This is a genomic window from Cellulomonas sp. NS3 (genome assembly GCF_024757985.1).
Taxonomy (GTDB): domain Bacteria; phylum Actinomycetota; class Actinomycetes; order Actinomycetales; family Cellulomonadaceae; genus Cellulomonas_A.
The window spans coordinates 2,168,067-2,187,260 of record NZ_CP103289.1 but is presented as its reverse complement, the minus strand read 5'-3'; the positions used below and the strand labels follow the sequence as shown (position 1 = coordinate 2,187,260).

Genomic DNA, 19,194 nt, shown 5'->3' with positions numbered 1-19,194 from the left:
GCGGACGCACGTCCCGGTCAGCGCGTCTGGGCCACCCAGGAGCCGTGCATGCCCGCGTAGACGCCCCCGAGCGCGAGCAGCTCGGCGTGCGACCCGGTCTCCACGACGCGCCCCGCGTCGACCACGACGACGAGGTCGGAGGCCTCGGCGGTCGAGAGCCGGTGCGCGATCGTGATGGTGCTGCGCCCGTGCGTGAGCGAGTCGAGCGCGCGCGCGATGCGGACCTCGGTCGCGGGGTCGACCGCCGACGTGGCCTCGTCGAGCACGAGCAGGTCGGCGCCCGCGAGATAGGCGCGGGCGAGCGCGACGAGCTGGCGCTCCCCCGCCGAGAGGGACTCCCCGCGCTGGCCGACCGGCGTCGCCAGCCCCTGCGGGAGCTCCGCGAGCCAGTCGCGCAGCCCGAGGTCGTCGAGCGCCGTGAGCAGGTGCACCTCGTCGACGCCGTCGGGCCCGGAGCCGCCGCGCCAGCCGTACGCGAGGTTCTCCCCGAGCGTCGCGTCGAACAGGAAGCCCTCCTGCGGCACCATCACGACGCGCTCGCGCAGGCTCGCGGACCGGATCCGGCGCAGGTCCACGCCGTCGAGCAGCACCTGCCCGGTCGTCGGGTCCATGAGGCGGGCGACGAGCTTCGCGACCGTGGTCTTGCCCGAGCCGGTCGCACCGACGACCGCGACCGAGGTGCGCGCGGGGATCGTCAGGTCGATGCCGTGCAGCACCGGCGGACCCTCCGGGTAGGCGAAGCCGACGCCCCGCAGCTCGACGGTCGCCGGCCCGCGCGGGGAGTCGACGCCGTCCTCGCCCGGGTCGGGGACGAGGACCGGCGTCTCGATCACGGCGAGCACCCGCCGCCAGCCGGCGACGGCGTTCTGCAGCTCGTTGAGGATCTCCGTCGCCATCTGGACCGGGCCGGTGAAGAGCTGGACCAGGAAGAGGAACGCGAGCAGCCGCCCGACCGTCAGGTCGCCCGCGACGCCGAGGTACGTGCCGGCCACCACGACGACCGCGAGCACGAGGTTGGCGACGAGCACCCCGCTCGAGAACACGACGGCGACGACGTTCTGCGCGCGCACCATCGCCTGACGCGTGGCGCGGACCGACGCGTCGATCCGCCGGCCGGTGCGCTCCTGGACCCCGTAGGCCCGCACGGTCTCGGCGCCCACGACGGCCTCCGACACGGCACCCAGCATCGCGCCGACCCGCGCGCGCACGAGCGTGTACGCGGCGTTGACCCGCTTCTGCAGCGGGCGCAGGACGAGCACGAGCGGCAGGAACGACAGCCACACGAGGATCGTGAGCTGCCACGAGTAGACGGCCATGAGGACCGTCGCGACCGAGATCTGCAGCAGCGAGACGAGCAGCATGATGCCGCCCCACTGCACGAACATCGAGATGGTGTCGACGTCGGACGTCACGCGCGAGACGAGCGAACCGCGCCGCTCGGCGTCGAGCGTGAGCGCCGACAGGTCGTGCACGTGCCGGAACGCACGCACGCGCAGCGCGACGAGGCCCCGCTCGCTCGCGCGGAAGAGCCGCACGTTGACCAGCGCCGAGCACGCGGCGCCGAGCAGCAGGCCGGTCGCGGCGACGACCACGAGCATCACGACGCGCCGGACGTCGGGGCCGCCGGAGGCGAGGATCCCGGTGTCCATCGTCTGCTGGACGGTCACGGGCACGAGCACGCGGCCCAGTGCGGCGAGGACCGCGAGGACGACGGTCAGCGCGAGGCCGTCGAGCAGCTGCGGCGAGACCTGGACACCGCGGCGCAGGGTCGCGAGGACGCCGAGCTCGGTCGCGGAGATGCCGCGCGCCGACGCCTGCGGGCCCGGCTCGGGCGCACGCCCCCGCGGGCTCATCGGGCCACCCCCGCGTCGGCCTCGTCGTCGAGCGCGTCGGCCGCCGCGCGCGCACGGCGCAGCGACTCCTGCTCGTACGCCGTCGCCAGGGCCCGGTAGCCGGGGTCGCGCGCGAGCAGCTCCCCGTGCGTCCCCTGGTCGACGACGCGGCCGTTCTCGAGGTGCACCACCTCGTCGGCGAGCAGCACCGACGACATGCGGTACGCCACCATGAGCACGCTCACAGACCCCGGCGCGCCGCCCTCCCGCGGGCGCAGGCCCGTGAGGATCGCCTGCTCGATGCCGGGGTCGACCGCGGACGTCGCGTCGTCGAGCACGAGCAGGCGCGGGGACCGCACGAGGGCACGCGCGAGGGCGATCCGCTGGCGCTGGCCGCCCGAGAGGTTGGACCCGCGCTCCCCGAGCCGGGCGTCGAGCCCGCCGGGCAGCGCGCGCACCACGTCGTCGACGTGCGCGGCGGCGAGCGCCGCCCAGACCTGCGCGTCCGTCGGCGCCTGGGGGTCGTCGTCGTCGCACAGGGTGACGTTGGCGCGCACCGAGTCCTCGAAGACGAAGGTCGACTGCGCGACGAGGGCCACCTGCGCCGCGATGTCGGCGGGCCGCACGTCGCGCAGGTCCTGCCCGTCGAGCAGCACGGTCCCCGTCGTCGGGTCGGACAGCCGGCTGAACAGCGACACGAGCGTCGTCTTGCCCGCACCCGTCGAGCCGACGACCGCGACCGTCCGACCGGGCGCGACGTCGAGGTCGACGTCCACGAGCAGGTCGGCCGCGGTCTCGCCCGAGCCGACCCGGACCCCGACGCCCCGCATCCGGGCGTGGGCGCCCGCCGCCCCGCGGGGCAGCTCCGTGCGTCCGTCGACGGGCACGGCCGAGGAGTCGAGCACGCGCGCGACGCGGTCGAAGCCGACGAGCGAGCGCGGCAGCTCACCGAGCACCCACCCGAACGCGCGGACCGGCACCCCGAGCATCGTGAGCAGGTACGCGGCGGCCACGACGTCACCCGTGCCGACCGCGCCGTCGGCCACGCGCACCGCGCCGACGAGCAGCACGAGCAGCGTCCCGATGCCGGGCAGCACGTCGATCACCGGGTCGAACAGCGCCCGGACCACACCGACCCGGATGTTCGCGTCCCGCAGCTGCCCCGCGCGCTCGGCGAACCGCACGACCTCGCGGTCCTCGGTCCCGAGCGACTTGACCAGCACGCCCGCCTCGAAGCTCTCGTGCGCGATGTCGGAGACCTCGGAGCGCAGCTGCTGCGCGCGCGTGATCGCCGGCGACATCCGGCGCTGGAACACGACGTTCGCGACGACCGCGAGCGGGATGACGACGAGCGCCGCGAGCGCGAGCCACACGTCGGTGCGCAGCAGCCCGACGGCCGCGACCAGGATCATCACGACGACCCCGAGCGCGAACGGCAGCGGGTTGAACACCGACGTCGAGGCCTCGACGTCCGAGCTCGCGTTCGCGAGGAGCTGGCCGGTGGGGTGGCGGCGGTGCCACGACATCGGCAGGCGCAGGTACTGACGCGTGACCCGCACGCGCTGGTCGCCTGCTGGTCCGCGACGCCCATCCCCGCGAAGATGCGCCGGCCCGCCACCGCGAGGGCGAGGGCGAGGGCGACCGCGGCGAGCGCGAGGCCCGCCTGCCAGATCCGTCCGCGCGCGTCCGCCGAGCCGTCGATCGCCGGGACGACGACGCCGTCGGTGACCCAGCCGAGCACCCGGCTCACCATGACGGTCAGCGTGCCGAAGGCGGCGGACAGCAGGACCGCCCAGGTGTACGTCCAGGGCTGGGACACCATGCCCCGGACGAGGAGCTGGACCGACCGGCGCGCGACGGAACCGGTCAGGGCGACCCCGGCGGGGGGTCGGGCACGCGTGGGCACAGCAGGTCCTTCCGGGGCGGGCGGGGATCGCACCATCGTCTCACGCACGTGCGACGATGCCCGGATGACGTGGCACACCCTCGAACGACGCGAGCTCGCGCAGGCCCTGACCGACGCGGGTCCCGACGCCCCGACGCTGTGCGAGGGGTGGCAGGCGCGCCACCTGGCCGCGCACGTGGTGCTGCGCGAGAGCTCGCTCGTCGTGCCCGCCGGGCTCGCCGTGCCGCCGCTCGCCGGCCGCGCCGAGCGGGCCATCGAGGACCTGGCGCAGGCCGGGCTGAGCGAGGGCGGGTTCCGTGACCTCGTCGCGCGCGTCGCCGCCGAGCCGCCCGCCTGGCACCCGATGACGTGGGCGGGCGACGCGGCCAACCTCGTCGAGTTCTTCGTGCACACCGAGGACGTGCGGCGCGGGTCCGGGACCGTGACGGACCGCGAGCTCGAGCCCGAGCGCGAGCACGCCCTGTGGTCGCAGCTGCTGCGCGCGGCCCGGCTGACCTACCGCAAGGTCGCCGCCGGCGTCGTGCTCGTGCGTCCCGACGGCGTGCGGCGGGTCGTCAAGCGGCCGGCGCGCGGGTTCGGGACGGTCGTCGTGCGCGGGTCGGTCGCGGACCTGCTGCTGCACGGCTTCGGCCGGGGCACCGCCACGCAGGTCACGGTCGAGGGGGCCGCGCAGGACGTCGACGCCGTGCGCGAGGCGCTGCCGTTCCGCTGACGGTCCCGCGGAGCGTGCCGCTCGGCGCCCGGTGGCGCGGGCCGCGGGGGGACGGGGCGCTCGCGCGGCCCGTCCGACGCCGGGGCGCGGCGTTCAGCGGACGGTCACGCCCGCGTCGCGCAGCGCCTGCTTGACCTGGCCGACCGTGAGGGTCCCGAAGTGGAAGACGCTCGCGGCCAGCACCGCGTCCGCGCCCGCCCGGGCCGCCTCGACGAAGTGCTCCGGCATCCCCGCGCCGCCGCTCGCCACGAGCGGGACCCGGACCTCCCGGCGGACGTCCCCGAGCATCTCGAGGTCGAAGCCGGCGGTCGTCCCGTCGGCGTCCATGGAGTTCAGCAGGATCTCCCCCGCGCCGAGCTCCGCCGCCTGCGCGGCCCACGCGACGGCGTCGATCCCGGTCCCCCGCCGGCCGCCGTGCGTCGTCACCTCGTACCCCGAGTCGGTGCGCGTGCCGCCCGTGACCCGGCGGGCGTCGACCGACAGCACGAGGACCTGGCTGCCGAACCGCTCGGCGATCTCGGCGATGAGCTGCGGCCGGGCGATCGCGGCGGTGTTGACCCCCACCTTGTCCGCGCCCGCGCGCAGCAGGCGGTCGACGTCGTCGGTCGACCGGACGCCCCCGCCTACCGTCAGGGGCACGAAGACCTCCCCCGCGGTCCGGCGCACGACGTCGTACGTGGTCTCGCGGTTGCCCGACGACGCCGACACGTCGAGGAACGTCAGCTCGTCGGCGCCCTCGGTGTCGTACCGGTGCGCGAGCTCGACCGGGTCGCCGGCGTCGCGCAGGTTCTCGAAGTTGACCCCCTTGACGACGCGGCCCGCGTCGACGTCGAGGCACGGGATCACGCGCAGCGCGAGCGTCACGGCTCAGCCCTCCGTCGTCGGGTCGGTGCCGCCGGCGGGAGCGGTCGCGTCGGGTGCCGACCCCTCGGGCGTCGTGGCCGCGCGGCTCGCGAGCAGGTCGATCACGAACACCACGGTCTGCCCCTGGAGCTCCTCGCTCTGCGTGACGCCGAGCGGGTAGGACGGCGGGACGACGAGCATGACCTGGCTACCGACGGGCTGCTCGACGAGAGCCGACCACGCCGGGACGCTGTCGAGCGAGAACCACACCGGGCTGCCGCTCGTCCACGTCGACTCGAACGGCGCGCCGGTGGTCCACGAGAACCCCGTGTACTGGACCGTGATGACGTCGCCCTCGGCGACCTGCCGGCCGGTGCCCCGCAGCAGCTGCTGCGTCACGAGGTCGGCGGGCGGCTCGGCGGCCGACGGGGTGATCGACGGCGAGCCGTCGTCGGCGAGCGCGACCGTCGGCAGACCCTCGCGCGGCGGCACGGCCTCGCCGGCGGCGCGCGTCGGGAGCACGTCGAGGACCGTCACCGTGGGGAAGTCCGCCGCGCCGTTGCCCGGCGCCGGACTGACCTGCAGCAGCCGCGCCCCGACCCGCTGGCCGCGCAGCGTCTCGTAGAGGTCCTCCCCGAGGTCCTCGGCCGAGAGGATGCGCGCCGTCGGGTTGGTCGAGTAGCTCTCCTTGACGACCGTCGCGTCCGTCGCGTCCTCGAGCCAGAAGTCGACCAGCGCGGGGCGGCCCTCGACGAGCTCGGGGCCGGACCCCGGCCAGATCACCGTCGAGACGGTCTCGTCGACGCTGAGCGGCGTGCGGTAGGTGACGGTCGGGCGCTCCCCCGGCTCGCCCGAGACGACCACGTCGAGCGTCTCCTCCTCGGGTGCCGTGCACCCGGTGACCAGCAGCGCGACCGCCACCGCCACGGCTCCCAGACGTCGCACGACGCTCCTCTCCGCTCGCATGTCGGCCCACACTGTACGGGGCCGCGCCGCGCGCCCGGGAACGGGTTCGCGCCCCGGGACCGCCCGTTCCGACGGCTCCGGGGCAGGCCCGGGGGGCGCGCTGCAGGACGGCCCACCCGGGGTCGGCGCGACGGCGCCGGCGCTCACATGGACTCGATGAGCCTCTCGACCCGGTCGTCGACGCTGCGGAACGGGTCCTTGCACAGCACGGTCCGCTGGGCCTGGTCGTTGAGCTTGAGGTGCACCCAGTCGACCGTGTAGTCGCGCCGGGCCTCCTGCGCGCGCCGCACGAAGTCGCCCCGGAGCTTCGCGCGGGTCGTCTGCGGCGGGACCGCCGTCGCCTCGAACACCTCGAGGTCCGTCGTCACGCGCTCGACGAGCCCGCGCGCCGCGAGCAGGTTGTACAGCCCCTCGGTGCGCGAGATGTCGTGGTACGCCAGGTCCATCCGCGCGACCCGCACGTCCGACAGCTCGAGCCCGTGCTTCGCGCGGTACCGCTCGATGAGCCGGTACTTGATCACCCAGTCCAGCTCGCGCTCGACGAGCGACAGGTCGCCCGTCCGGATCGCGCGGAGCCCGCGCTCCCACAGGTCGAGGACCTGCTTGACGACCGGCGTCGCGTCGACCTCGGCGTCCACGAACTCCTTGACGCGCGCGAGGTACTCCTCCTGCAGGTCCACCGCCGTCATCGACCGGCCGTTGGCCATCGCGACCGGCTGCGTGCCCGTCATGTCGTGGGAGATCTCGCGGATCGCGCGGATCGGGTTCTCGAGCGCCATGTCGCGCATGGGGACCCCGGCCTCGATCATGCGCAGGATCAGGTCGGTCGAGCCGACCTTGAGCATCGTCGTCGTCTCCGACATCGACGAGTCCCCGACGATGACGTGCAGGCGCCGGTAGTGCTCCGCGTCGGCGTGCGGCTCGTCGCGCGTGTTGATGATCGGCCGGGACCGGGTCGTCGCGCTCGAGACGGCCTCCCAGATGTGGTCCGCGCGCTGCGACAGGCAGTACACGGCGCCGCGCGGCGTCGAGAGGACCTTGCCCGCGCCGGTGAGGACCTGGCGCGTGATGAGGAACGGCACGAGCACGTCCGACAGCCGCGAGAAGTCGCCCTGGCGGCGCACGAGGTAGTTCTCGTGGCAGCCGTAGGAGTTGCCCGCCGAGTCGGTGTTGTTCTTGAACAGGTGGATGCGCCCCGCGAGGCCCTCGTGCTCGAGCCGCTGCTGCGCGTCCGCGACGAGACCCTCGAGGATGCGCTCGCCGCCGCGGTCGTGCGTGACGAGCTGGCGCACGTCGTCGCACTCGGCGGTCGCGTACTCGGGGTGCGAGCCCACGTCGAGGTAGAGCCGCGAGCCGTTGCGCAGGAACACGTTCGACGAGCGCCCCCACGCCACGACCTTGCGGAACAGGTACCGGGCGACCTCGTCCGCGGACAGGCCGCGCCCGTCGTCCGACGCGCACGTGACGCCGTACTCGGTCTCGAGACCGAAGATGCGACGGTCCATGGGTGCCTCCTCGTCGTCAGTGTCCCTCAGGGTCCGCCGCAGCCGCTCGGCGAGCGGCGCCGGACGCCGTGCGGACGGCGTGCCCGGCCGGCCCGGTCAGGGGTGCGTGACCGCTCCGAGCAGGTCCTCCAGCGCGACGCCGGACAGCCGGCGGAACGCCCGGCGGGGGCGGGTCCGGTCGAGCACCGCGACCTCGAGCTGGCTCGCGGGGATGCGCCGGGGCTCTCCCTCGGCCGGGGTGCCCAGGACGCGCACCGCGAGGTCGAGCACCTCGGCGAGCGGCAGCCCGGGACGCCAGCCGTCGGCGAGCAGCGCGCCCAGCCGCTCGGCCTCGCCGCCCATCACGACGTACCCGTGCTCGTCGGCGACCGACCCGTCGTACGACAGGCGGTACACCTGGTCGGCCTCGGCGCGGTCGCCGACCTCGGCGACGACGAGCTCGACCTCGAGCGGCTTGGACTCCGTGGTGAAGACCGTGCCGAGCGTCTGCGCGTACGCGTTCGCGAGCCCGCGCGCGTTGACGTCCTGACGGTCGTAGGAGTACCCGCGCAGGTCGGCGTACCGCACGCCAGCGACCCGCAGGTTCTCGAACTCGTTGTACTTGCCCACGGCCGCGAACGCGATGCGGTCGTAGATCTCGGAGATCTTGTGCAGCGCGCGCGAGGGGTTCTCGGTCGCGAACGCGATGCCGTCGTCGTACTGCAGCACCACGACCGACCGCCCGCGCGCGATGCCCTTGCGGGCGTAGTCCGCGCGGTCCTTCATGAGCTGCTCGGGCGAGACGTAGAACGGCATGCTCATCGCTGCTCACCTCCTCGTGCGAGACGGCTCCGGTCGTGCTCGGCCCGGCGTGCGGTGGTCACGTCCGCCACGACACGCGCGAGCTCGTCGTCCGGGACCCGCACGTAGCCGGCCTCGGTCACGGTCGCGACGACGGGCCAGATGCGCCGGCTCTCGTCGGGCCCACCCGTCGCGGAGTCGTCGTCCGCGGCGTCGACGAGCGCCTCGACCGCGACGCGCACGCCGCCGGCGACGTCGAGCCCGGGGCGCCACAGCTTCTTGAGCGAGCCGCGCGCGAACACGGACCCCGAGCCGACGCTGTGGTGCTCGTGCTCCTCGTAGCGCCCGCCCGTGATGTCGTAGGAGAAGATCCGCCCACGGAGGCGGTCGAGGTCGAAGCCGCAGAACAGCGGGACGACCGCGAGCCCCTGCATCGCGAGGCCGAGGTTGCTGCGGATCATCGTCGCGAGGCGGTTGGCCTTGCCGTCGAGCGAGAGCAGCGTGCCCTCGATCTTCTCGTAGTGCTCGAGCTCGAGCTGGAAGAGCCGGACGAGCTCGACCGCGAGCCCCGCGGTGCCGGCGATGCCGACGGCGGAGAACTCGTCGGCCGGGAAGACCTTCTCGATCTCGCGGCTCGCGATCGTCGGGCCCATCGTGGCGCGACGGTCGCCCGCCATGACGACGCCGCCGTCGAACGTCAGAGCGACGATCGTCGTCGCGTGCGGGGCGGCGGGGACGTCCGCGGGCGGCAGCGGGCGGTTACCGGGGAGGAGCGACGGGGCGTGCCCCGCGAGGAAGTCGACGAAGGACGGCGACCCGGGCGTGAGGAACGCGCTCGGGAGCCGCCCCGGGGAGGCAGCGTGATCCGGACCCATCGAGGCTCACTGACCGCCCTTCTGCACGAACCCGCGCACGAACTGCTCCGCGTTGGACTCGAGGACCTCGTCGATCTCCTCGAGCAGCGCGTCGACCTCGGCGTCGCGGGCCTGCGCGGCGGGCGTCGCGGGCGCCGGCTCCGGGGCGTCGACCGGCTCGTCGTCCTCGCGACGGGCCCGCCCGTGTTCCTGACCAGCCATCGTGACCTCCCGTGTGTCTCGATCGTGCTCGGACGGGTCGTGCGCGTGCAGGTGCCGAAGCGCCCCGCGTGCGGCCCGCTCGCTCCACCCTAGGCCCTGCCCCGGACGCGCGGCCGACCGAGGGAGCGCGGCACGGACGGGGGACGCGCACGCCCGCGCCTGTGCACAGGCGCGGGCGGCGACCCGGCATGGACCAGGATGCCGCCATGCCTCTCGCGCAGGGCCCGAGCCCGAGCCCCGACCCGTACGCCGTCGTCCGGCGCCTCCTGGCCGACGCGACCGCGTGCCCCTCGTGCGCCGCGACGCTCACGACCGCGCGCTGCAGCGGCTGCGGGCTCGACCTGGCGGGGTCGGACGCGCGCGAGCTCTGGTCGCTCTCGCAGCGTGCGGTGGGTGCGCTGGACGCCCGTCAGGCGCACCTCGCCGGGATGCGTGGCCGCCAGCAGCAGGCCGCGGCGGACGCGCGGCGACGAGCCGCGGCCGCGCACGCGACCGCGGGTCGCGGCGCTGCGGCGCAGGCCCGGTCCGCCGCGCACCAGCCCTCGGTCGCTCCCTCGGGGCCTCGCCTGGGGTACTCGGGACCACCCGCTCCACCCCGCGCCCGGACCGCCCCTCCCCGGCCCACCGCGCCCGCGGGCGTGCCGGTCCGTGCCGCCGACGCCGGGCCGCCACGGCGGACCGCCCCGCCGGCGCGTGCACCGCGCCCGCGCTGGCGGGTGCAGACCGTGCTGCAGGTGCTCGGCGCGAGCCTGCTCGCGGCGGCGAGCATCGTGTTCCTCCTCTTCAGCTGGGGCTGGATCCCGCTGGCGGGCCGCGCCCTCGCCGTCGCCGTCGCCACCGTCGTGGTCTTCGCCGTCGCCGGCCGGCTGCGCCGGTCGGGCCTGACGTCGAGCGCCGAGGCCGTCGGCGGGCTGGCCGCCGTGCTGCTGCTGCTCGACGCGTGGGCCGTGCCGGCGACCGGGCTCGTGCGACCGGCCGAGCCGGCCGCGTACGCGGGCGTCTCGGCGCTCGTGTGCGGCACCGCGCTCGGGGTGTGGGGCGTGCGCGCGCGGCTGCGGGTCGGCACGCTCTCCGGCGCGGTCCTCGTCCCGGTCGCGCCGCTGCTGCTCGCACCGCTCGTGCCCTCGGTGGCCGGGTTCGCCGGGCTCGCCTGCGTGGCGCTCGCGCTGACCACCGCCCGGTTCGCGGGCCGGGCCACCGCCTCGAAGCGCCACGCGGTCGAGCGTGCGGTCCTCGGCGCGCTGGCCTGGGCCCTCGTCGCCGTCGTCGCACTCGTCGCCGCGGTCGCAGCACTCGTCGACGGCGCGGGCTGGGACGCCCCGGACGCCCCTGCGTGGGGGTCCGTCGCGGCCCTCGTGGCTGCCTCGGTGCTCGCCGCCGTCCAGGCCCGCCTCGCGGCGACCCGGGTCACCGTGCACGCGGACGGCGACCCGGTCGCGAGCCCCGGCGCGAGGCCGGTCGCGCCGGTCGGTACGGAGTCGGGGAGCGCCGGGTCCGGTGCGCCTGGCACCCCGACCGCACTCGCCGACGAGGTGCTCGGGACCGCACCCTCGGTCGCCGAGCACCGAGCCACAGCCGATGCCGGCTCGACCACCGAGCCGGCGCACGACCCGGCCGCGGCGACGCCGGCCGACGGGACCCGCGCGACGGCGCCGTCCGCCCCGGACCCGGGCTCCGGGCCGTGGACCGTCGCGGACCCGGGCTCCGGGCCGTGGACCGTCGCGGCAGCGTCCTCTGCGTCGCCCACGTTCGCCGGCTTCGGAGGTGGGGCGCGCGCCTGGGCGACGGTGTCGGGCGCCCTCGCGGCGGTCGCCGCGCTCGCGGTGGTCGTGCTGCTCGCCCGGGCCGGGGTGGTGGAGGCCGCGGCCCTGTGGGCGCTGGTGCCGCTGGCTCCGACGCTGGTCACGCTCGGCCTGCGCCTCGCTCGTCGCGCTCGCCTCGCTCGCGGCGGGCTCGGCGGCGGCCCGTGGGCCGTGCAGGGCGCGCACGCGGTCGCGCTGGTCGCGAGCGTCCCGACGGTCCTCGCGCTCCCCCTCGTCACCGCAGGCTTCCTCGTCGACCCGGACGTCTCCCCGGGGCCGGCGACGGTGGTCGCGCTCGTGCTCGGCGCGGGCGCGACCGTCGCCCTCGCACGAGCTGCGGGCGGGCAGGCCCGGGCCGGGTCGTGGATCGCTGTCGTGGTGCTCGTCGCGACCCCCGTCGCGCTGGCGAGCGGGTGGCCCGGACTCGTCGGCACCGGTCTCGTCGTCCTGCTGCTGGCCCTGGCGGCGCTCGCGTTCGCGGGTGACGCGGCGGGTGTGCGGCCTGTGCTCGACGTGAGCGCCCCCGCGCGCACGGTGGTGGTCGTGGCGGTGCTCGGCGCCCTCGCCGCGTCCCAGGGGGTGCTCGGGCCGCTCGCCGCGGCGCTCGCAGCGGCGGCGGCGCTCGGCGTGGGGACCCGGCGGTGGCTCGCGCGCCCCGTGGCCCTGCGCGCCGCCGCGCTCGCCGCGGGCGCGCTGCTCGGCTGGTCCGCCGCGATCGTCGCCCTCGTCGCGGCCGGGCTCGACCCGACGGTGGCGCGGACCTCCACGGCGTGCGTCGTCGTCGCGGGCTGCGCGCTGCTCGCCGTGCGGCGGCACGCGGCTGCGCCGGCGGACCGGGTGGCGTGGCTGGCGGCAGCGGCCGTCGCCCTCGTCACGGCGTGGCCGTGGGCGTGGACCGCGTCGACACCGGACGGCTCGGGCCCGCGGCGCGTGCTGCTCGTGCTGCTCGCCGTGCTCGCGGTCGCCGGCTCCGTGCTGGTCGCCGTGCGCGGCCGCCGGGTGGTGCCGCGCTCGGCGCGCGTCGCCGCCGGGGCGGTCGCGCCGCTCGGCGCGCTCGCCGTCGTGAGTCTGGAGCGTGCCCTCGGGTCCGCAGCTCAGGGCAGCACGCTCGCGGTCGGGGTCGCCGCGGCGGGCGCGGTCGGCGTGCTGCTCGCCCCGGTGCTCGCCCGGGGGGCTGCGGCGGACGACGCGCCGCGGCTCGGGGCGGCGGCCGAGGCGTCCGGGCACGACGAGCACGCGCGCCGCGCGGCCGAGGCCGGCGGGTGGGCCGTGCTGGCCGCCGCCGTCGCGACGGCGTCCGGCCCTGCCCCGGCCGGGTCGGCGTCGACGGCGGCGCTCGCGCTTCTGGTCGCCGCGATCACCGCCGGTGCCTGGTCCCTCGCGCCGGGCCGCCGATGGGCACGCTGGTGGACGCTCGCGCTCGGCACCGTGGCGTCCTGGGTGCTCCTCGACGCGGGGGACGTCGGGACGCCCGAGGCCTACCTCGCACCGGCAGGACTCGTGCTCGCGGTCGTCGGCGCGCGGCGCTGGAGGTCGGCTGCGGACGGTGACGTCGCGCTGCTGGGTGCCGGGCTCGCGCTCGCGAGCGTGCCGAGCGCGCTCCTCGGCGGCGAGCTCGCCGCCGGACTCCCCCGGGACGCCGTCGCCGGGCTCGTCGGCGCCGTGCTCGTCGGGCTCGTGGAGGTCCCTGCCGTGCGGAGCCGACCGGGGGCGGGGACGGCGGCCCTGCAGCCCCGGCACGTCCTGTCTCTCCTCGGCGCGCTGCTCGCCCTCCTGGGCCCGTGGGGGCACGTCCTCGCCGTCGCCCAGCCACCCGCCGTGGGTGGCTCGGCCGACCCGCTGATGGTCGACGTCGAGGCGTGGTCGCTGCCCGCTGCAGCCGTCGTCGCGGCCGCCGCCTGGCGTCTGGCACGCGACCCGTCGGCCGCGCACCTGCGCGTCGCGGCGTGGGGCGCCTGGGTCGTGGCCGCGGCCGCCGTCGTCCCGACCGTCGTGGCGGTGCGCGACTCCGGAGCCGGTCTGGTGCGCACCCTCGTGGTGCTCGCGGTCGGCGCTGCGCTCGCGCTCGGGACCGCCCGCCGGACGTCGGCGGCGCGCGAGCGTGCCGATCTCGCCGTCGTCGGTCTGGTCATCGCCGGCCTCGCCACCCTCGCCGGGGCGGCGACACTGACCCAGCCGCCGGGTGACGTGCTCGTGGCGGTGCTCGGCCTGCTGGCGCTCGCCGTGGCGGTACGCCGCGCCGCCGCCGGGACCGCCCCGTGGTGGGGCAGCGCCGGCGCGCTCCTGGTGCTCCCCGTCGCCCTCCAGGACGACGTCTGGCGCGGTGTCACGGCCGGCGGGGTCGCGGCGGCGCTGGTCGGGTGCGCGGCGCTCGTCCGCACCGGAGGCGCCGACCCGGCGGGAGCGGACGGGACACCGGGTCCGACGGCCCCGGCCTCCGCGGCGCCGGGCACGTCGTCGCGCGGAATCACGCCGAACACCCACGTCCTCCTGCTCGCGACCGCCGGCGCGCTGGCCCTGCTCGGTCCGGCGCGGTTGGCGACGGCCGCTGCGGGCGGACCGGGCGCGACCCTCGCCGGCGTCGAGATGTGGTCCCTGCCTGCGGCCCTGCTGCTCGCGGGAGCGCTGCGTGAGCTCACCCGCCAGGCGGCACCCGTCGCCGCCATCGCCCGCCGCCCCGGCGTCTGGCTCGTCACCGCGGTCGCCGTCGTACCGACCGCGGTCGCCGTCACCGCACCGACCTCGTCGTCGCTGTCGCTGGGCCGGACGCTCGCCCTGCTCGCCGTCGGCGCGACCGTCGCGGTCGTGGGCGTGACCGGCGCCGCCCCGCCCCGTCGGGTCCTCGCCACCTCGCTCGTCCCGCTCGGCCTGACGGTCGCCGGGCTCGCGTGGCTCGCGTCCGCCGCCGCAGCGCCGTCCGACCCGCCGCCGAGCGTGGTCCTCGCCGCGGTAGGACTGCTCGTGACCGGCGTCGGGACGGTCCTCGTGGCACGCGCCGACCGCGACGCGAGCTGGGCGTTCCTCGGTGCGTTCCTGGTCCTGCCGCTCGTCCTCACGCCCGCCCCGTGGGGTGGGCCAGTGGCGGGGCTCCTCGTCGCGACCGTCGCGCTCGGTGCCGGCCGGGGTCTGGCGCGGGCCGGCGTCACCGCTCGCGCTCGCGCGGTGCCGCTCGCGGTCGCCGGTCTGCTCGCGGCCGCGGTCGCGCTGCGGCACACCGGGGACGCCGCGAGCGCCGCGCCGGGTCCCCGGGTCGAGCTGCTCGCGCTCGCCGCCGCCCTGGTGCTCGCCGCGACCGCGGCGCTCCTGGCCTGGTCCTGGCCGTTCGCCGGTCCGTCGCCCCGCTCGTGGGGCGCCTGGCCGGTGGCCCTCGCCGCAGCCGCCCCGAGCCTCGCCGCCGCGGTCGACGCCCCCGCTGACCTCGCTCGTCCGGGTGCGGTGCTCGCTGTCGGGTCCGGCCTCGCCGTCGTGGGCGCGGCCCGTGCAGCCCGAGGTCGCCGCGTCGTGGCGGCCCCGGTGGCGCCCGCGGGAGCCGACCGTGGGGCTGGGCTCCGCGCGGGTGCTGTGGTTCCCGGGGTGGGCACCGAAGAACTGGGAGGGGTTCCCGCCGGCGCACGTGTCGCCGGGCAGGGTTCCGTTCCCGCCGACGCGAGCGGCGCAAACCCGGGTGCCTCGACCGCCGACACGAGCGTCGCACGATCCGGTGCCGTCACCGCCGGGTCCACCACCGGACGGTCGAGCGGCGTCTCGGCGTCCGCCGGTGCCGGCGCGTCCTCGTCCGCCGCTGCCCTCTGGGGTGTGCCGGCCGTCCAGGTGCGCGCCGTCGGTGTCGTGCTCGCGACGGCGGCGGCCCTCCTGGCCGCCGTGCGCGGCGGGACGGTGCCGGTCGACGCGCCGCTCGTGCTGCTCGGCGCGACCCTGCTGGCGGTCGGGGTCCTCGCGCTCCGCAGCGACGCCGGCGCCAGCTCGTGGGCGTGCCTCGCGCCCGGGCTGCTCCTCGCGCTCGTCGTCCCCGTCACGACCGGGTGGTGGGAGCCCACGATGTGGCGGCTCGTGCTCGTGCTCGTGGGCGCCACCGCCGCCGTCGTGGTCGGCGCGGTGCGACGCTGGCAGGCGCCGTTCGTGCTCGGCGCCGCCGCGCTCGCCGTCGTCGCCGTCGTCCAGGCGTCACCCGCCGCGGTCGCCGCGATGCAGGTCGTCGAGTGGTGGGTCGTGCTCGCGCTGGGCGGCGCGGTGCTGCTCGGGCTCGGGCTGACCTACGAGCGGCGGCTGCGCGAGGCCCGGGAGGCCGCACGCTTCGTGGCCGCGATGCGCTGACCCCGGGGCGACCCGAACCGATGCGACCCGACCCGCTGCGGCAGACCGCGCCTCAGGCCCCGAGGGCGCGGAGGAGCTCCGCGGCGTCGGCGCTGCGGTCGAGCAGCCCGCCGACGTGCTCGCGGGTCCCCCGTGTCGGGTCCTTCATCGGCACCCGCTGGAGCGTCGGCGCGCCGGGCACGTCGAAGATCACCGAGTCCCAGCTCGCCGCGGAGACCTGCGACCCGAATCGAGCGATGACCTCGCCCCGGAAGTAGGCACGGGTGTCGTGCGGCGCGTGCCCGACGGCCTCCTCGACGGCGTCGGCGGGGACCAGGTGCTCGACGGCGCCCGCCGCGGCCAGCCGGTGGTAGAGGCCGCGCTCGGGCCGGACGTCGGACCACTGGAGGTCGACGGCGGCGAGGCGCGGGTGGTCCCAGTCCAGCTGGTCGCGCCGGCGCATCCCCTCGAGCAGGCGCAGCTTCGCGAGCCACTCGACCTCGCGCGCGCAGCTCGCCGGGTCGTCGGCGAGGCGCCCGAGGAGCGAGCCCCAGCGCGCGACGACGTCCTGCGTCTCGTCGTCGGGCGCACCCCCGACGGCCTCGAGCACCGCGGAGACGGCCGCGAGGTACTCGCCCTGCACCTCGAGCGCCGTGAGCCGCCGGCCGTCGGCGAGCTCGAGCGGCACGGTCAGCGTGAGGTCGTGGCTGACGGTGTGGACCGCCTCGACCGGGTCGCGCAGCGTGAGGTGGTCCCACGCGTGGACGGCTGCCCGCGCGGCGGCCGCCGCAGGCCCCTCCCCGGCGGCGTGCTCGAGCACCCACAGCACGAGCGAGGTCGTTCCGAGCTTGAGGTAGGTCGCGACCTCGAGCAGGTTCGCGTCGCCGATGATCACGTGCAGCCGTCGCCACCGGGCCGGGTCGGCGTGCGGCTCGTCGCGCGTGTTGACGATGGGGCGCCGCAGCGTCGTCTCGAGCCCGACCTCGGCCTCGATGTAGTCCGCGCGCTGCGACAGCTGGAAGCCGGGGTCCTCGCCGCGCTGGCCGATCCCGACGCGCCCGGCGCCGGTGTACACCTGCCGGGTCACGAGGAACGGGATGAGCCGGGCTGCGAGCTCCGCGAACGGCACCGCGCGGTCGACGAGGTAGTTCTCGTGCGTGCCGTACGTCGCGCCCTTGCCGTCGACGTTGTTCTTGTAGAGCGACACGTCGGGCATGGCGGAGGTCGACGCGAGCGCGCGCACCGAGGCCAGCATCACGAGCTCGCCCGCGCGGTCCCAGCGCACCGCGTCGAGCGGGCCGCGGACCTCGGGCGAGGAGTACTCGGGGTGCGCGTGGTCGACGTACAGGCGGGCGCCATTGGTCAGGATGACGTTCGCGGCGCCCGGGTCCTCGTACTCCTCGACCAGAGGGCGGGCGAGCTCCTGCGGGCCGTCGGCGGACGGCGCGGCGTGCTCGGGGTCGTCCGTGAGCATCGACGGGTGGGCCGCGGTCCGCTGCAGCCGGAACCCGCGCGCGTCGTGCAGCGGGTCCTCGTCGTCGTAGTCCCAGCGGGCCCGGGTGCGGCCGCCCTCGCGCGCCGCCGCGTGGACGGCGACGACGTGGCTCGACAGCAGCATCGGGTTCGCATTCGGTCGCCCCGGCTGGAGGATCCCGTACTCGGTCTCGATCCCCATGACCCGGCGCACGCTCACGGGCCCACCCTACGGTGCTCGCCGAGGTGGGCCCGTGCGCCGTCCGCCCCGCGGGGACCTCGGGTGGCGCGCCGTGACGCAGCGGGCCGGCGCCTAGAGATACGGGCCGGTGCTCGTGACGGTCTCGATCGTGCGCGAGCCGTCCGCGCCCTTCTTGCCCTGCACGATGGTCCGGATGAAGACGATCCGCTCGCCCTTCTTCCCGGAGATGCGCGCCCAGTCGTCGGGGTTCGTCGTGTTCGGGAGGTCCTCGTTCTCCTTGAACTCGTCGACGCACGCGGTCAGCAGGTGGTCGACGCGGATGCCGCGCTGGCCGGTCGCGAGGAAGTCCTTGATGGCTGACTTCTTCGCGCGGTCGACGACGTTCTGGATCATCGCGCCCGAGTTGAAGTCCTTGAAGTACAGGACCTCCTTGTCGCCGCTCGCGTAGGTCACCTCGAGGAAGCGGTTCTCCTCGCTCTCGGTGTACATGCGCTCGACGACGCGGGTGATCATCGCGTCGACGGCCGCACGCGCGCTGCCACCGTGCTCGGCGAGGTCGTCGGCGTGGATCGGCAGGCCCTCGGTCAGGTACTTGGCGAAGATCTCGCGGGCACCCTCGGCGTCGGGCCGCTCGATCTTGATCTTCACGTCGAGGCGGCCGGGCCGCAGGATCGCCGGGTCGATCATGTCCTCGCGGTTCGAGGCACCGATGACGATGACGTTCTCGAGGCGCTCGACGCCGTCGATCTCGGAGAGCAGCTGCGGGACGATCGTCGTCTCGACGTCGCTCGAGACGCCCGTGCCACGGGTGCGGAACAGCGACTCCATCTCGTCGAAGAACACGACGACGGGGTGGCCCTGGGACGCCTTCTCGCGGGCGCGGGCGAAGATCAGCCGGATGTGCCGTTCGGTCTCCCCCACGTACTTGTTGAGCAGCTCCGGGCCCTTGACGTTGAGGAAGTACGACTTGGTCTCGTCGGCGTCCTCCCCGCGTGCCGCGGCGGCGGTCGCGGCGAGCGAGTGCGCGACTGCCTTGGCGATGAGCGTCTTGCCGCACCCGGGCGGGCCGTAGAGCAGCACGCCCTTGGGCGGCTTGAGGCCGTGCTCGCGGAACAGCTCCGGGTGCAGGAACGGCAGCTCGACCGCGTCGCGGATCGTCTCGATCTGCGGCCCGAGCCCGCCGATGTCGGTGTACTCGATGTCGGGGACCTCCTCGAGCACGAGCTCCTCGACCTCGGCGCGCGGGATCCGCTCGAACACGAACCCGCTGCGCGGCTCGATCGTCAGCGCGTCGCCGACCCGCACCGACGCCTCGAGCAGCTGCCCGGCGAAGCGCACGACGCGCTCCTCGTCGCCGCGGCCCACGACGAGCGCGCGACCGGTGCCGAGGAGCTCCTTGACGGTGACGAGCTCCCCGACCTCCTCGTAGCCGCCGGCCTCGACGACCGTGAGGGCCTCGTTGAGCATGACCTCCTGGCCGGGGCGCAGCCGGTGGACGTCCAGCGTCGGGCTGGCGCCGACGTGCATCTTGCGGCCGGCGGAGACGATGTCGACCGTGCCGTCCTCGCGCGCGGACAGGAACATGGCGTAGGTGCCCGGCGGCTTCGCGAGCTCGTCGAGCTGGCGCTTGAGCTCGACGATCTGCTCGCGCGCGGCCACGAGGGCTTCCGCGATCCGTTCGTTCCGGGCCGACAGCAGCGCGAGCTCGCGCTGCAGGTCCCGGCCTGGTGCTCCCGAGTCGGTCATCGCGTCAGCCTCCGTCCCCTGACCCTGGCGGGCCCTGGCAGTCGTCCACGGTGCACGC

At 76.1% G+C, this 19,194-nt stretch carries 12 protein-coding genes; 2 read left to right on the top strand and 10 right to left on the bottom strand.

Features of this window, described 5'->3' with window-relative positions; all coding sequences use genetic code 11:
• Window positions 1-17: 17 nt before the first annotated feature.
• Together NXY84_RS10005 and NXY84_RS10000 are read right to left on the bottom strand one after the other, a co-directional pair.
• Window positions 18-1,853: an ABC transporter ATP-binding protein gene (locus NXY84_RS10005; RefSeq protein ID WP_258726925.1), complete on the bottom strand. Its 1,836-nt coding sequence runs from the start codon at window positions 1,851-1,853 to the stop codon at window positions 18-20.
• Entirely contained in the window at window positions 1,850-3,391 is a 1,542-nt protein-coding gene (locus NXY84_RS10000) for an ABC transporter ATP-binding protein (RefSeq protein ID WP_309485078.1), read from the bottom strand. The genes NXY84_RS10005 and NXY84_RS10000 overlap by 4 nt, the downstream gene beginning before the upstream one ends.
• A gap of 411 nt (window positions 3,392-3,802) precedes the next feature.
• Between NXY84_RS10000 and NXY84_RS09995 the strand changes: the two genes are divergently transcribed.
• Entirely contained in the window at window positions 3,803-4,450 is a 648-nt protein-coding gene (locus NXY84_RS09995; protein ID WP_258726924.1) for a TIGR03085 family metal-binding protein, read from the top strand.
• 93 nt (window positions 4,451-4,543) lie between these two features.
• Here the strand turns inward: NXY84_RS09995 and hisF are convergent, their stop codons facing one another.
• From hisF to NXY84_RS09965, 6 genes are all read right to left on the bottom strand, one after another.
• Complete coding sequence (gene hisF, locus NXY84_RS09990; protein ID WP_258726923.1) at window positions 4,544-5,314, bottom strand: imidazole glycerol phosphate synthase subunit HisF; 771 nt, start codon at window positions 5,312-5,314, stop codon at window positions 4,544-4,546.
• Window positions 5,315-5,317: 3 nt separating this feature from the next.
• Window positions 5,318-6,238 (bottom strand): FKBP-type peptidyl-prolyl cis-trans isomerase, encoded by a 921-nt coding sequence (locus tag NXY84_RS09985; protein WP_258726922.1) that lies wholly within the window; start codon window positions 6,236-6,238, stop codon window positions 5,318-5,320.
• 164 nt (window positions 6,239-6,402) lie between these two features.
• The gene (gene pafA / locus NXY84_RS09980) at window positions 6,403-7,764 is read right to left on the bottom strand and encodes a Pup--protein ligase (RefSeq protein ID WP_258726921.1); all 1,362 of its coding nucleotides are present in this window, start codon (window positions 7,762-7,764) and stop codon (window positions 6,403-6,405) included.
• A gap of 96 nt (window positions 7,765-7,860) precedes the next feature.
• On the bottom strand, window positions 7,861-8,565 hold the full coding sequence (gene prcA / locus NXY84_RS09975; RefSeq protein WP_258726920.1) for a proteasome subunit alpha: 705 nt from the start codon (window positions 8,563-8,565) through the stop codon (window positions 7,861-7,863).
• The gene (gene prcB / locus NXY84_RS09970) at window positions 8,562-9,419 is read right to left on the bottom strand and encodes a proteasome subunit beta (protein WP_258726919.1); all 858 of its coding nucleotides are present in this window, start codon (window positions 9,417-9,419) and stop codon (window positions 8,562-8,564) included. Before prcB ends, prcA begins: the two co-directional genes overlap by 4 nt.
• Window positions 9,420-9,425: 6 nt before the next feature.
• Entirely contained in the window at window positions 9,426-9,620 is a 195-nt protein-coding gene (locus tag NXY84_RS09965; protein WP_034634353.1) for a ubiquitin-like protein Pup, read from the bottom strand.
• A gap of 206 nt (window positions 9,621-9,826) precedes the next feature.
• Between NXY84_RS09965 and NXY84_RS09960 the strand changes: the two genes are divergently transcribed.
• Complete coding sequence (locus tag NXY84_RS09960; RefSeq protein WP_258726918.1) at window positions 9,827-15,736, top strand: SCO7613 C-terminal domain-containing membrane protein; 5,910 nt, start codon at window positions 9,827-9,829, stop codon at window positions 15,734-15,736.
• Between the two features lie 52 nt (window positions 15,737-15,788).
• Here NXY84_RS09960 and dop read toward each other — a convergent pair whose 3' ends face one another.
• Both dop and arc read right to left on the bottom strand, forming a co-directional pair.
• Entirely contained in the window at window positions 15,789-17,408 is a 1,620-nt protein-coding gene (dop, locus tag NXY84_RS09955; protein WP_309485077.1) for a depupylase/deamidase Dop, read from the bottom strand.
• Between the two features lie 93 nt (window positions 17,409-17,501).
• Window positions 17,502-19,136, bottom strand: coding sequence for a proteasome ATPase (gene arc, locus NXY84_RS09950; RefSeq protein WP_258726917.1), 1,635 nt, complete (start codon window positions 19,134-19,136; stop codon window positions 17,502-17,504).
• Between the last annotated feature and the right edge of the window lie 58 nt (window positions 19,137-19,194).

Coding starts and splice junctions, on each gene's coding strand:
- prcB (WP_258726919.1), bottom strand. CDS start 9,419: ATGGGTCCGGATCACGCTGCCTCCCCGGGGCGGCTCCCGAGCGCGTTC.
- NXY84_RS10005 (WP_258726925.1), bottom strand. CDS start 1,853: ATGAGCCCGCGGGGGCGTGCGCCCGAGCCGGGCCCGCAGGCGTCGGCG.
- NXY84_RS09995 (WP_258726924.1), top strand. CDS start 3,803: ATGACGTGGCACACCCTCGAACGACGCGAGCTCGCGCAGGCCCTGACC.
- prcA (WP_258726920.1), bottom strand. CDS start 8,565: ATGAGCATGCCGTTCTACGTCTCGCCCGAGCAGCTCATGAAGGACCGC.
- arc (WP_258726917.1), bottom strand. CDS start 19,136: ATGACCGACTCGGGAGCACCAGGCCGGGACCTGCAGCGCGAGCTCGCG.
- NXY84_RS09965 (WP_034634353.1), bottom strand. CDS start 9,620: ATGGCTGGTCAGGAACACGGGCGGGCCCGTCGCGAGGACGACGAGCCG.
- NXY84_RS09960 (WP_258726918.1), top strand. CDS start 9,827: ATGCCTCTCGCGCAGGGCCCGAGCCCGAGCCCCGACCCGTACGCCGTC.
- pafA (WP_258726921.1), bottom strand. CDS start 7,764: ATGGACCGTCGCATCTTCGGTCTCGAGACCGAGTACGGCGTCACGTGC.